We start from the raw sequence: 14,647 nt of genomic DNA on the forward strand, positions 1-14,647 counted from the left end.
GTTAAAAAAATTAAACAAATCAGAAGAAAAATGAAATAATAAATTGACAGCGTTTTCATATGCGTGTATTATAAATAGCAAGTTAATATAAGAATAGAGACTAAGAGATTTCTGCGTTCGTATTATATCTATTTGGTGTAGTGCGTGTTGTAGTTGTCTCTTTTTTGCTAACAGGAGGTAAAAGAATGAATATTTATTTAGCAGAATTTTTTGGGACAGCCCTTTTACTCTTAATGGGCGGTGGCGTGGTTGCCAACGTCGTGTTAAAAAAATCGAAAGGTGAAGCCGCAGACTGGATCGTTATCGCTGTCGGTTGGGGACTTGCCGTAACACTAGGTGTTTACGCCGTTGGTCAGTTCTCAGGTGCGCACTTAAACCCTGCAGTGACGATTGCCTTTGCAATGACTGGTGATTTTCCTTGGTCACAAGTACCTGGATACATCGTTGCGCAAATGCTCGGTGCGATTGTCGGTGCGACATTGACATGGTTAACGTACTTACCACATTGGCGTGCAACAGACGATCAAGGTGCGAAGTTAGGTGTGTTCTCAACAGCACCTGGTATTCGTAACTACATGGCAAACTTCTTAACTGAGATTATCGGGACAGCTATTTTAATCGCAGGATTACTTTTCATCGGCGCAAACAAATTCACAGATGGTTTAAATCCACTTATCGTCGGTGCATTAATCGTTGCCATTGGTGTGAGCTTAGGTGGTTCAACTGGTTATGCGATCAACCCAGCTCGTGACTTAGGTCCACGTATTGCACATGCGATTTTGCCGATTCACAACAAAGGTAACAGCGACTGGTCATATGCCATTGTACCTGTATTAGGACCAATTGTTGGTGGTATGTTAGGTGCAGTTGTGTACCGTCTTGTATTTGAAGGGACATTCGACGTTTGGACAATTGTAACGCTTGTACTTGTCGCATGTACATTAGTACTCGGTCAAGTGATGAATGCGAAATCTTCAAGAGATGACATCGCAAAAATTTAATTTTAAAATAATAGATAAATACGAATGCGTTTGGGAGGCATCATATTATGGGAAAATATATTTTAGCAATCGACCAAGGAACAACAAGTTCAAGAGCGATTTTATTTGATGAAAAAGGTGAAATTTGCGGTATCTCACAACGAGAATTCAAGCAACATTTCCCAAAATCAGGCTGGGTAGAGCACGATGCGAATGAAATTTGGACATCTGTCATTTCAGTAATGGCTGCCGTTTTAAATGAAAACGACATTTCAGCTTCAGAAGTTGCAAGTATCGGTATCACAAACCAACGTGAAACAACTGTTGTGTGGGATAAGCACACAGGTCGTCCAATTTACCATGCAATTGTTTGGCAATCACGTCAAACACAACACATTTGTGAACAGTTGAAAAAAGATGGTCATGAACCTTTATTCCGTCAAAAAACAGGCTTATTGTTAGATCCATACTTCTCTGGAACAAAAGTGAAATGGATTCTTGACGAAGTAGAAGGTGCACGTGAAAAAGCAGAAAACGGCGACCTACTATTCGGTACAATTGATACATGGCTTGTTTGGAAATTATCAGGCGGACAAGCACACGTAACAGACTATTCAAATGCGAGCCGTACGTTAATGTACAACATTCACGACTTGAAATGGGACGATGAATTACTTGAGCTGTTAGATGTCCCTAAAAACATGTTACCTGAAGTACGTCCATCAAGTGAAGTGTACTGTGAAACAAAAGATTATCACTTCTTTGGTCAAAATGTACCAATTGCAGGTATTGCAGGTGACCAACAAGCTGCGTTATTCGGTCAAGCATGTTTTGAACGTGGTGACGTGAAAAACACATACGGTACAGGTGGCTTTATGTTAATGAACACTGGTGAAGAAGCGGTTATTTCAGATCATGGTTTATTAACAACAATCGCTTACGGTATCGATGGTAAAGTGCATTATGCGTTAGAAGGTTCTATCTTCGTAGCCGGTTCAGCAATTCAATGGTTACGCGACGGTTTACGCATGATTCAATCAGCACCACAATCAGAAGACTATGCGACACGTGTAGACGGTAGTGACGGTGTATATGTCGTACCAGCATTCGTTGGTCTTGGTACACCATATTGGGATTCAGAAGCACGCGGTGCGATCTTCGGTTTAACACGCGGAACGAAAAAAGAACACTTTATTCGTGCGACATTAGAATCACTTTGCTATCAAACACGCGATGTAATTGAAGCAATGGCACAAGATTCTGGTATAGATGTAAACGGCTTACGTGTAGACGGTGGTGCCGTACAAAATAATTTCTTAATGCAGTTCCAAGCAGACTTATTAAACATCGAAGTAGAACGTCCTGAAGTAAGTGAAACAACAGCGCTAGGTGCAGCTTACTTAGCAGGTATCGCGACAGGATTCTGGAAAGACCAATCACATGTCAGCAATCATTGGAAACTTGAAAAAGCGTTCAATCCGGAAATGCCTGAAGAAAAACGCGAGAAGTTATACAAAGGTTGGAAAAAAGCAGTTGAAGCAACACAAGTATTCAAGTTAGACGAAGCGTAATAACTGTGATATACTAAACGTAAGTTAATAAAAGCACACGAGATGAAGAGAGATTTTTCGTACAACTTTAAATAAGTCTGTAGGAGGAGTCTCTCTTTTTTATACAATTAGGAGGTAGTTAGTATGGGTTTATCAACATTAAAGCGTCATTCAGTGAAAGAAAATATGAAAAAAGATATGTATGATTTAGTCGTTGTCGGTGGCGGTATTACAGGGGCAGGTATCGCACTTGACGCATCAGCGCGTGGCATGAAAGTTGCACTCGTTGAAATGCAAGACTTTGCACAAGGAACAAGCTCACGTTCAACAAAATTAGTTCATGGTGGTTTACGTTACTTAAAACAATTCCAAGTCGGCGTTGTAGCTGAAACAGGGAAAGAACGTGCGATTGTTTATGAAAATGGACCACACGTAACAACACCAGAATGGATGCTACTTCCTATGCATAAAGGCGGTACATTCGGCAAATTCTCAACATCTATCGGTTTAGGTGTGTACGACCGCCTTGCAGGTGTTAAAAAATCAGAACGTAAAAAAATGTTAAGTAAGCAACAAACAATGGATAAAGAACCTTTAGTGAAACAAGAAGGACTTAAAGGTGGCGGTTACTATGTTGAGTACCGTACAGATGATGCACGTTTAACAATCGAAGTCATGAAAAAAGCAGCAGAACAAGGTGCTGACATTATCAACTATGCAAAAGTAACAAACTTTATTTACGACAACAAAGAACAAGTTAAAGGTGTTACTGTTACAGATATGTTAGAAAACGACACATTTGAAATCAGTGCGAAAAAAGTTGTCAATGCGACAGGACCTTGGGTAGATGAAGTGCGTCGTGCAGACTACTCTAAAAACAACAAACAGTTACGTTTAACTAAAGGGGTACACGTGGTTATCGACCAATCTAAATTCCCATTACAACAAGCCGTTTATTTTGATACAGAAAATGACGGTCGTATGATTTTCGCCATTCCTCGTGATGGTAAAGCGTACGTGGGGACTACAGATACATTCTATGATAACGACAAAGCAAGCCCACAAGTGAACCAAGAAGACCGCGATTATTTAATCGACGCGATCAACTATATGTTCCCAACAGTGAATGTGACAGATAGTGATATCGAATCAACATGGGCAGGTATCCGTCCGTTAATCCTTGAAGAAGGTAAAGATCCATCAGAAATTTCACGTAAAGACGAAGTATGGGAAGGTAAATCAGGTCTTCTTACAATCGCTGGTGGTAAGTTAACAGGTTACCGTCACATGGCAGAAGATATTATGAACTTAGTTGAAAAACGCTTAAAACAAGAATATGGCGATAAATTCAAAGCTGTGAATACAAAACAGATTGCGATTTCTGGCGGTGACGTAGGCGGTAGCGCAAACTTTGAAAACTTCGTCCAAGAAAAAGTTGAAGCGGCACGTAAATTCAACCTTGATCCAGAACTTGCAGAATTCTTTGCACGTCGTTACGGTTCTAACGTAGACACTATTTTTGAAATTGCACAAGCAGCACAACATCAAAATACAGGTTTACCACTACAAGTATATGTTGAACTTGTGTATGGCGTACAAAACGAACTTGTTGTGAAACCAACAGACTTCTTCGTGCGTCGTACTGGCGATATTTACTTTAATATCGACGCAGTTATTCAATACAAAGATGCGGCTATTGAGGTACTTGCAGACTTAGTTGGTTACGATGAAAATACAAAAGCACAATACAAAGCAGAACTTGAACAAGCAATCGACGAAGCACGTTTTGGTCAACATCAACCAGCAGAAGCGTAATACACAATGAATTGTTTACAATAAATAGATAGACCATTGGCTTGTCAGTCATACATGAACGTATCACTGTTCATGTGTACTGACGGCTAATGGTTTTTTATTTTTATCTTATTTTATGTAAGCTACGTAGACGATGTGATACGAATATTTTGTATATACATTTTCGGGCTCATGAACAATAATAAGGCATGAATGAAACGATAAAGGTAGAAAGGGTCTAAACATTACGAAATTGTCGATTCAGTCCACTATGACGCGAATGCTTATGGTAAAGTAAAGATAATAACAATGAACGAAAGGTGTCGTGATAAGATGGTCAAACATGAAACGATGAAAATGACAATGACAGATGGCACGATGTTGGAAACAAAAGTCGATCGTGCAGATAGAGAAGTAGTCGGTATCATCCATATTTTTCATGGTATGGCGGAACATATGGATCGCTATGAACCGCTTGTGAACAAGCTGAATACCCGCGGTTATCATGTCATACGGCACAATCATCGTGGCCATGGGAAAGAGATTGATAGTATTCGTGGTCATTTTGATTCAATTGCACAAGTCGTCAAAGATGCATATGAAGTCCAAACGACATTGCGTGGTGACTTAGGACAGCATTTACCTTGTATCGTACTGGGTCATTCAATGGGTTCTATTATTGCACGCCAATTTGCTGAAACATATCCAGATGCACTACAAGGGCTTATTTTGAGCGGTACAGGCTACTTTCCAAAATGGCAAGGTTATCCTTCATATATTGCACTTAATGTCATTACAAAAATATGCGGTCCAACAAAACGACTCGGTTGGGTCAATCAACTCGTGACAGGACGATTTAATAAACAATTTAAACCATTAAGAACGCCGAGCGATTGGATTAGTTCAGATGATCAATGGGTCGATACTTATATTAAAGATGAATATTCAGGCTTTCTCGTGTCCAATCAACTCGTGTATAGTGTCACACGCAGCATGATGAAAACAGGAGAACTTAAAAATATTCAACGTATGAATAAAAATGTACCCGTACTACTCGTCTCAGGAAAAGACGATCCGTTTGGTGAAAATGGTAAAGGTATCCATCGTTTAGCACGTCAGCTGAAAAAAGGTGGCATTGAACATATTACCGTACAATTATATCCACATAAACGGCATGAAGTTTTATTTGAAAAAGACTATGAAAACGTGTGGAAACATTTATTAGACTGGATGAGTCGTCAAATTATACAAAAAACAAAAGTGAGTGAAGTACATGAGCAAAAATAAGCCATTTCTTGTCGTAATTGTTGGACCGACTGCGAGTGGTAAGACGGCATTGAGCATAGAATTAGCCAAAGCCATTGATGGAGAAGTAATCAGTGGCGATTCCATGCAAGTATATAAAGGGATGGACATTGGCACAGCGAAAATTACTGAAGCTGAAATGGAAGGCATACCGCATCATTTGATTGATATTTTAAATCCAGATGAAACATTTTCAGCGTATGATTTTCAGCAGCGTGTGAAACCTTTAATTGATGATATCACAGCACGTGGGAAAGTCCCGATTATTGCTGGAGGCACAGGTTTGTACATACAATCTGTTATTTACGATTATCGTTTTGATGATGAGTCGGTATCACCTGAACAAACGCAAAAAGTACAGGCACAAATGGACAAATTGGCAGCTTATTCAAACGAAGAGCTGCATGCGTATCTCGGCACATTTGACCCGCAATCACAAGAAGCGATTCATCCGAATAATCGTCAAAGAGTTGAACGTGCCATCGTCTACTACTTAAAAACAAAAAAAGTTATGAGTAATCGCAAGAAAAGTACCCAGTTAACAGAAAATTATGATACATTAATAGCAGGGATAGAAATGTCGCGCGAAACATTATATAGAAGAATAAACAGTCGTGTTGACATCATGTTGTCTCAAGGTTTATTGGATGAAGTGCAAGAACTTATTGATCAGGGATATGCATCTTGTCAAAGTATGCAAGCAATCGGTTATAAGGAAATGATCCCTGTCATTACAGATGGAATGGATGTTGAACTTGCCACTGAGCAGCTAAAGCAACATTCACGTAACTATGCAAAAAGACAGATGACCTGGTTCAAAAACAAATTAAATGTTCATTGGTTAGATAGAGAGAAGATGTCACTTACTTCAATGTTATCTGAGCTCACAACCCAAATAAACAAAAGGAGATATGAAAATGGTTGAGAAAAGAAACATTCAAGATGAGTACCTTGAAACTTTCAAAAATGAGGAGAAAGAATTGACAGTCTTTTTAACAAATGGCTTTCAATTACGTGGCACATTACATGACTATGATAAATATGTCATTGATTTTCTCTCACAAGATCGACATCATCTGATTTATAAACACGCAATTAGCACGTTTGTAGAAGGGGCACAGTAATCTTGAGATAAGGTGTGTGGAAATGCTGTTACACAACATAACCACACAAACGAATTGTTGAATATGGATTAAACAGAGCATTGATGTATTAATCGTAAAACGTCGTACCGTCGAGTGGTATGGCGTTTTAATTTGGACATAAAAAGCAGCACACTTTATCCGAAAAGTTGGGATAAAACGCACTGCTACAAAGCATCTACCATTAAGTAACGCATCACATTATAATAGCTTCTCAATGGCATCTTTAATCTTTTCGGGTGGTTTTTGTGGAGAATAACGATGAATCACATTGCCGTCACGATCAACTAAAAACTTCGTGAAGTTCCATTTTATATTCTCGCTGAACAAGCCAGATTGTTGTGCTTTAAGATGTTTGAAAAGCGGGTGGGCTTGATCACCGTTGACCTCGATTTTCTCATGCATTGGGAAAGTGACACCATAGTTTAATTTACAGTTCGTTTCAGCTTCTTGACCAGTACCTGGTTCTTGTTTACCAAACTGGTTACATGGGAAGCCTAAAACTGTAAATCCTTTGTCATGATACGCTTCATACAATGCTTGTAATCCCCCGAATTGTGACGTGAAACCACATTCACTTGCTGTATTAACAATGAGTAAGACGTCACCTTGATACTGTGCAAGTGGATAGGTTGTCCCATCAGTCTTTGTGACTTCGATATCATATATACTCATAACAACCACTCCTTTACTACTAATATAGCATATTCAAGGTATATAGTCTTACAAGGCACACTGTGTTACAATAAAGATTACTATGTCAGAAGAACGAATGGTGATATGATGCAAAATCAACAACCGTATACAACAGAAAAAGCCCGTGAAAAAGCAGTTTTAGTTGGGGTGGATCTCTATCAATCAGACTATGATTTTGAAAGTACGATGACCGAGTTAGATGCTTTAGCCAATACGTGTGAACTAGACGTCAAAGGGGCTTTTTCACAGCGCAAAAACTTTATGGATCAACGTTATTATGTCGGTAAAGGCAAGTTGCAAGAAATAGAAGACTTTATTGATTTCCATGATATTGACGTGCTTATAACCAATGATGAACTAACGACAGCACAGTCGAAAAATTTAAATCAGACGCTAGGCATTAAAATTATTGATCGAACGCAGTTAATTCTTGAAATCTTTGCATTGCGCGCGAAAAGTCGAGAAGGGCAACTCCAAGTAGAATACGCCCAGTTAGACTATCTACTGCCACGTTTAATGGGGCACGGGAAAAGCTTGTCACGTTTAGGCGGCGGTATTGGGACACGTGGCCCGGGTGAAACAAAGCTAGAAACAGATCGTCGTCATATTCGTACACGTATGACTGAAATACGACGTAAACTGTCGGAAGTATCTGCACACCGTGAGCGTTATCGTCAAAAACGAGATCAACATGATGTCTTTCAAATCGCATTAGTTGGCTATACGAATGCAGGGAAATCTTCATGGTTTAATACACTTACAGATGCCGGTACTTACGAAAAAGATCAACTTTTTGCGACATTAGATCCGAAAACAAGACAATTGAAGCTGAACGATGGATTTGAAGTTGTGATTTCAGATACAGTTGGGTTTATTCAAAAACTGCCAACGACATTGATTGAAGCATTTAAATCAACCTTAGAAGAAGCAAAACGTGCAGATCTTTTATTACACGTTGTAGATGCAAGTCATGTTGATTATAAGTCGCAGTATGACACTGTGAATGACTTGATTAAGACGTTAGACATGGAACATATCCCACAAATCGTGTTATTCAATAAGCGAGATTTACATACAGGAGAATTACCGGTTACAAACAAACCCATGGTCTTTGTATCAGCGAAAGACCAAGCAGATATTGAAAAAGTAAAATCTACTTTGTTAACACAAATGAAACAACAAATGGCGTACTATGAAACAGAAGTACCTAGCCATCAAGCCAATAGATTATACGATTTGAAACAACATACGTTAATCACACGATTAGAATTTGATGAAACGACTGAAAATTATAGAGTTGAAGGATATAAAAAATATAGAAAGTAGCGGAATGATGAACGACTTAACACAGATTATTGAAGAAGTAGAACAAATATTAGCACCCTATTTTAAAGAAATAGAAGCACGTGCCTATGACAATCAAGCGAAAGTATTGGACGCTTTTCATAAAGTGAGAATTTCCGAGTCTGACTTACTCGGTACGACTGGTTATGGTTACGACGACTTTGGTAGAGACCATTTAGAAGCAGTTTACGCAGAAACATTTAAAGCAGAAGATGCCCTAGTCCGACCCCAAATTATTTCAGGTACACATGCGATTACCGTTGCCTTACAAAGTTTGTTAAAACCAGGTGACGAGTTAATGTATATTACAGGAAGTCCTTACGACACGTTATTAGAAGTAATTGGTGTCAACGGTTCAGGCATTGAAAGTTTGAAAGAATATGGCGTGAGCTATCGTGAAGTACCTTTAAATAAAGGGGAAATTGACGTTGAAGCAGTGATTGAAGCGGTTCACTCACAAACAAAAGTCATCGCCATTCAACGTTCAAAAGGCTATGATCAAAGACCTTCTATTACAGTGGGCGAAATTGAAAACGCGATTCAACAAATTAAAGCGGTTCACTCAGAACTTATCGTCTTTGTAGACAACTGCTATGGAGAATTTGTTGAAACACGTGAACCGGTAGAAGTAGGCGCTGACATCATTGCAGGCTCATTAATTAAAAATCCGGGTGGTGGCCTTGCCAAAATAGGTGGTTATATTGCTGGCCGTAAAGACTTAATTGAACGCTGTGGCTATCGTCTTACAGCACCAGGAATTGGGAAAGAAGCAGGGGCATCATTAAGTGCCTTGCATGAAATGTACCAAGGCTTTTTCTTAAGCCCACACGTTGTCAGCCAAAGTTTAAAAGGCGCATTGTTCACAAGCTTATTACTCGTACGTTGTAACATGCAAACAACACCAAGTTTTGATACGCCACGTACAGACTTGATTCAAACCGTATCATTTGAAAATGCAGAGCAGATGATCAAATTCTGTCAAAGCGTTCAACATGCATCGCCAATTAACGCACACTTCAGCCCAGAACCAAGCTATATGCCAGGTTATGAAGATGACGTTATTATGGCAGCAGGTACCTTTGTTCAAGGGGCATCTATTGAATTATCAGCAGACGGCCCAATACGTGAACCATATGAAGTATACGTTCAAGGTGGTCTCACATACGAACATGTCAAACTTGCCGTCACACGTGCCGTTGAAGAAATGATTAAAGAAGGACTTATTACATTGTAAATAGAGAAAACGAACCCCCATCTGACGAGTTAGTGTTAGGTGGGGGTTCGTTGGGTTATATAGTGTTTGAATTGGATGGTTGGTTATCGACGGACTTTGAGTATCGTTTATACCAAAAATTACAGAGTACTAAAACCGCCCACTCATAATACATTTCAAGTAGTTCGTATCATTCATACCAAAAATTACAGAGTACTAAAACTATTTATGTCATAGATTCCTATGAAAATAAGTATCATTCATACCTAAAATTACAGAGTACTAAAACACTCATGCGACCAATTAAAATACTAAAAATGTATCATTCATACCTAAAATTACAGAGTACTAAAACGACGCTCCCACTCTTTTATTGGGGGCTTCAGTATCATTCATACCTAAAATTACAGAGTACTAAAACACTCGTTTAAATGGATGATTCTCCAACGATGTATCATTCATACCTAAAATTACAGAGTACTAAAACTTGGTGCAGCAAACGACCCTAAAAACATGAGTATCATTCATACCTAAAATTACAGAGTACTAAAACTATATTTAAAATTACCACCACGATTATCAGTATCATTCATACCTAAAATTACAGAGTACTAAAACCCAAACACGTTTGATACGACAGTTAAATGGGTATCATTCATACCTAAAATTACAGAGTACTAAAACAAGCTGATGATGACCCATCGGGTTATTCAAGTATCATTCATACCTAAAATTACAGAGTACTAAAACGTCGTTAGTCTTTGGTTTTGTCGGTCGGATGTATCATTCATACCTAAAATTACAGAGTACTAAAACAATTTTGATATCAGTATAAGAACATAAATAGTATCATTCATACCTAAAATTACAGAGTACTAAAACAGCGAGTGTTCCAGATAAACCAACATTGAAGTATCATTCATACCTAAAATTACAGAGTACTAAAACATTTATAAGCGTAAACTGTCTCATTTGTACGTATCATTCATACCTAAAATTACAGAGTACTAAAACCTCTAGAACAATTATAACTTAAGTCATTAAATAAAGCATCAGTATAAACTGATCTAAATGGAGATAAAACAGCATATGATTGATAAAAAATACAAGGTAGGAAACAACAACTTTAATTGCCGTTTTCCTACCTTATTTTTACAAATACCTAAAATTATAGAGTACTAAAACACTTATACCTGATAATCAATGGTGTTTATCAGACTATGAGTCTCAGTATATAACATAAGTTCAATTAATGCACATACGAAATTTATAGAATAAAGCTTGTCAATGTTTGAATTAAAGTTTATAATTTTATAAAAATAGGTATAAGTAGGGATTTTTATTTCGTTACTACATTTTACTAATAAGCGAAGGTGGTTTAATAAATGGTAAAACAAAAAGAACTATTAATGTATGAATTTAAAAGCATGGTCAGTTACTTAACAAAAGTGGATACAAAGCAATCAGAATTTAAAAATGAGTCTGAATTAGCCAATCAAAAATTTTATGGCTTAATAATGCAACAAGAAGTACATGTTTTAAATGAAGAAATTGATAAATTAAAGGAGCAAAACAGATTACTGACAAAATCATTAATTCTGAGTTCAATAGAATAGGTGGTGTTTTAGCGTTTCTTTGCTCCTGAATTTTGTGCATCATCATGAATTATGCTTAAGTTTAAAATTTGATGTAAGGTTTTCTGACATATTTTTGAAATGCGTAAAAATATGTGCTAATGTTAAGACAAGTTCAAAAGTTCAAGGAGATGGCGTAGATGAGCAACGATACAATTCGGCGTAATATGCCAGTATTTCCGATGAGTGTTGTAAGTAAGTTAACGGAATTGACACCTAGACAAATTCGTTACTATGAGACACATGAACTCATTAAACCTTTTCGTACTGATGGTAAGAAACGTTTATTTTCTTTAAATGATTTAGAAGTTTTACTTTCAATCAAACATTTATTGGAAAAAGGATTCAATATGAAAGGGATTAAACAAATTATGTTAGTTGAAGAGGATAGTACATTAAATGATGAAGAAGAGCGTCTAAGAAAACAAATGATTGTGGATACGACGCAGAAACCGCAACGTGAATCGATTCCACTTAATCGTGGTGACTTATCGCGCTTTTTTAAATAATTCATACTGGGGGACAAGATGCAATGACAAAGCAAAAGTATACGAAGGATGACATTAGACGATTTGCCGATGAACAAGATGTGCGTTATTTACGTTTACAATTTACGGATATTTTAGGCACAATCAAAAATGTTGAAGTACCTGTAAGTCAATTGGAAAAAGTTTTGGATAATGAAATGATGTTTGATGGTTCTTCTATTGAAGGATTTGTTCGTATTGAAGAATCTGACATGTATTTATATCCTGATCTAGACACTTGGGTTATTTTCCCATGGACAGCTGGTAAAGGTAAAGTTGCACGTTTAATTTGTGATGTGTATACAACTGATGGAAAGCCATTCTCAGGTGACCCGCGTAGTAACTTGAAACGTGTCTTAAAAGAAATGGAAGAATTAGGTTATACAAGCTTTAACTTAGGGCCTGAACCAGAATTCTTCTTATTCAAACTTGATGAAAAAGGCGAACCAACGATGGAATTGAATGACCACGGTGGATATTTTGACTTAGCACCGACTGACTTAGGGGAAAACTGTCGTCGTGACATCGTACTTGAATTGGAAGACATGGGCTTTGATATTGAAGCGTCTCACCATGAAGTAGCACCTGGTCAACATGAAATTGACTTTAAGTATGCTGATGCAATTACTGCTTGTGATAATATTCAAACATTTAAACTTGTTGTTAAGACAATTGCGCGTAAACACAATCTACACGCGACATTTATGCCAAAACCATTATTTGGTGTGAACGGTAGCGGTATGCACTTCAATGTATCTTTATTTAAAGGAAAAGAAAATGCGTTCTATGATGAAAATGGCGAAATGCAATTAACGAAAGACGCATATCACTTTATTGCAGGTTGTATGAGAAATGCACGTGGTTACACAGCAGTATGTAACCCACTTGTAAACTCATATAAACGTTTAGTTCCTGGTTATGAAGCACCAAGTTATATTGCTTGGAGTGGTAAAAACCGTTCTCCATTAGTACGTGTTCCAACTTCACGTGGTTTATCAACACGTGTTGAAATCCGTTCAGTGGATCCAGCTGCCAACCCTTATATGGCACTTGCGGTTATTTTACAAGCTGGTTTAGATGGTATTAAAAATAAATTAGAAGTACCAAAACCAGTCAACCAAAACATTTATGAAATGAATCGTGAAGAGCGTGAAGCTGTAGGTATTGAAGATTTACCTTCAACACTTTATACAGCATTAAAAGCAATGCGTGAAAATGAAGTTGTTAAAGATGCGTTAGGTGAACACATTTACAACCAGTTCATTAACTCAAAATCAATTGAGTGGGACTACTATCGCACGCAAGTTTCTAAATGGGAAATTGAGCAGTACATGAAGCAATATTAAACCTTTAAAACCCTTGAACCTGTATGGTTTGAGGGTTTGTCAATGTATTTTGACTGAGACCACCGTACTCAAGTTTGTGCTTATGGTCTCAATTTGGCCTCAAATAGTTGATCAAATTTGAATCGTTTTTATAAATGTGAAGAGCTTAACAATTCTATATTAGAGAAAATTTTTATTGATATAAAACAGCGATAGCGTGTACAATCAGAATTGTTTGTAAATAATTGACACCGTAACAATAACTTGGTAGAGTATAAATACAGGTTAGCTACCTGTATTTATACCTAAAATTACAGAATCTACTAAAACAAGACTATATGTCGTGTTTATCCCGTCCAATTGTGGTGGGATTTTTTATTGCCTAAATATAGACTTAAATAGAAAGAAGAGAAATATGAAACAATTAAAAACTTACTATTGTTGAAAGTAAATGTAGTCTGTAAATTGATAGAAGTGATTGGGAGTTAATGGGAAGGTTAAAATGTATAGAAATAACAAATTAGAATTTTATAATCATAAAAATATTATGTAAACAAAATTGGCTTGTGTACCTGAATTCATCAAAAAAGTAGTATCAAATGTTTTACTTTAAGTTATTTTAGTGATTAAATTCATTATTTGATTAGGGGATATAACCATAATAAGTACAAGCTTCTGTCTGTAAAACCATTTATTTTAACTTAGTTTAGTCAGAAGTCGCCATTCTCTATCCTAGGTGGGTGATGAATGCCGTCCAGTATAGTGGTTACTTTTGGTAACTTGAAAATTGATATACATTGCGAATTGCCTTTTTGTTTTACTTATGTTATTTTCATTCTACATAAAAAGCGTTAATATAACAATGGCATTAGATACAAATAGTCATTTAGAATCCCTTCTTCACTATCCTCTTATTTTAGCAACGAAATAGTGTAGACAAGTAATTGATAATCAAATATCTGATTACTTTAGTTGCGTGGCATTATGATAAAGACCCTATACACATTATGTTCAAAGTTTCCCCAAATCAAGCGAATAATCATAAATAGATAGGTGGTGTATCTAATGGAACGATTGAAAGCGTACAAATTTAGACTATATCCAACAGAGGAACAAGAGGTTTTCTTTGCGAAATCT

General features: G+C 37.1%; 13 protein-coding genes, 1 pseudogene and 1 CRISPR repeat array. Of the genes and pseudogenes, 13 read left to right on the top strand and 1 reads right to left on the bottom strand.

Annotation, left to right across the window (positions count from 1 at the left end; translation table 11 throughout):
* Positions 1–185: 185 nt before the first annotated feature.
* The 6 genes from TP70_RS08060 (at position 186) to hfq (ending at position 6,753) form a co-directional block, all read left to right on the top strand.
* Positions 186–1,001: an MIP/aquaporin family protein gene (locus tag TP70_RS08060; RefSeq protein WP_044360864.1), complete on the top strand. Its 816-nt coding sequence runs from the start codon at positions 186–188 to the stop codon at positions 999–1,001.
* A gap of 47 nt (positions 1,002–1,048) precedes the next feature.
* Positions 1,049–2,551 (top strand): glycerol kinase GlpK, encoded by a 1,503-nt coding sequence (gene glpK / locus TP70_RS08065; protein WP_044360866.1) that lies wholly within the window; start codon positions 1,049–1,051, stop codon positions 2,549–2,551.
* A 123-nt stretch (positions 2,552–2,674) separates the two neighbouring features.
* Positions 2,675–4,345 (top strand): glycerol-3-phosphate dehydrogenase/oxidase, encoded by a 1,671-nt coding sequence (locus TP70_RS08070; RefSeq protein ID WP_044360867.1) that lies wholly within the window; start codon positions 2,675–2,677, stop codon positions 4,343–4,345.
* 312 nt (positions 4,346–4,657) lie between these two features.
* Positions 4,658–5,611, top strand: a complete 954-nt coding sequence (locus tag TP70_RS08075) for an alpha/beta fold hydrolase (RefSeq protein ID WP_044360869.1) — start codon at positions 4,658–4,660, stop codon at positions 5,609–5,611.
* Positions 5,598–6,554: a tRNA (adenosine(37)-N6)-dimethylallyltransferase MiaA gene (gene miaA / locus TP70_RS08080; protein WP_044360870.1), complete on the top strand. Its 957-nt coding sequence runs from the start codon at positions 5,598–5,600 to the stop codon at positions 6,552–6,554. Before TP70_RS08075 ends, miaA begins: the two co-directional genes overlap by 14 nt.
* Positions 6,547–6,753, top strand: a complete 207-nt coding sequence (hfq, locus tag TP70_RS08085; RefSeq protein ID WP_044360872.1) for an RNA chaperone Hfq — start codon at positions 6,547–6,549, stop codon at positions 6,751–6,753. The genes miaA and hfq overlap by 8 nt, the downstream gene beginning before the upstream one ends.
* 219 nt (positions 6,754–6,972) lie before the next feature.
* Here hfq and TP70_RS08090 read toward each other — a convergent pair whose 3' ends face one another.
* Positions 6,973–7,446, bottom strand: a complete 474-nt coding sequence (locus tag TP70_RS08090) for a glutathione peroxidase (protein ID WP_044360873.1) — start codon at positions 7,444–7,446, stop codon at positions 6,973–6,975.
* 108 nt (positions 7,447–7,554) lie between these two features.
* On the opposite strand from TP70_RS08090, the gene hflX reads away from it, so the two are divergent.
* The 7 genes and pseudogenes from hflX to TP70_RS13010 form a co-directional block, all read left to right on the top strand.
* Complete coding sequence (gene hflX / locus TP70_RS08095; protein ID WP_044360875.1) at positions 7,555–8,793, top strand: GTPase HflX; 1,239 nt, start codon at positions 7,555–7,557, stop codon at positions 8,791–8,793.
* Between the two features lie 7 nt (positions 8,794–8,800).
* Positions 8,801–10,045 (top strand): methionine gamma-lyase family protein, encoded by a 1,245-nt coding sequence (locus TP70_RS08100; RefSeq protein ID WP_044360876.1) that lies wholly within the window; start codon positions 8,801–8,803, stop codon positions 10,043–10,045.
* A 100-nt stretch (positions 10,046–10,145) separates the two neighbouring features.
* A CRISPR array of direct repeats spans positions 10,146–11,038; the repeat unit is 36 nt; unit sequence GTATCATTCATACCTAAAATTACAGAGTACTAAAAC.
* A gap of 371 nt (positions 11,039–11,409) precedes the next feature.
* Positions 11,410–11,640, top strand: a complete 231-nt coding sequence (locus tag TP70_RS08105; protein WP_044360877.1) for a hypothetical protein — start codon at positions 11,410–11,412, stop codon at positions 11,638–11,640.
* 158 nt (positions 11,641–11,798) lie between these two features.
* Entirely contained in the window at positions 11,799–12,167 is a 369-nt protein-coding gene (locus tag TP70_RS08110; RefSeq protein ID WP_044360878.1) for a MerR family transcriptional regulator, read from the top strand.
* Between the two features lie 23 nt (positions 12,168–12,190).
* Positions 12,191–13,531, top strand: a complete 1,341-nt coding sequence (gene glnA / locus TP70_RS08115) for a type I glutamate--ammonia ligase (protein WP_044360879.1) — start codon at positions 12,191–12,193, stop codon at positions 13,529–13,531.
* An 841-nt stretch (positions 13,532–14,372) separates the two neighbouring features.
* Positions 14,373–14,535: pseudogene (locus TP70_RS12735) on the top strand (transposase); the annotation flags it as partial.
* Positions 14,536–14,575: 40 nt separating this feature from the next.
* Positions 14,576–14,647: helix-turn-helix domain-containing protein (locus TP70_RS13010; RefSeq protein WP_156962270.1), on the top strand; the 72-nt coding region annotated here is incomplete at its 3' end.

This window comes from Staphylococcus microti (genome assembly GCF_000934465.1).
GTDB classification, from domain to species: domain Bacteria; phylum Bacillota; class Bacilli; order Staphylococcales; family Staphylococcaceae; genus Staphylococcus; species Staphylococcus microti.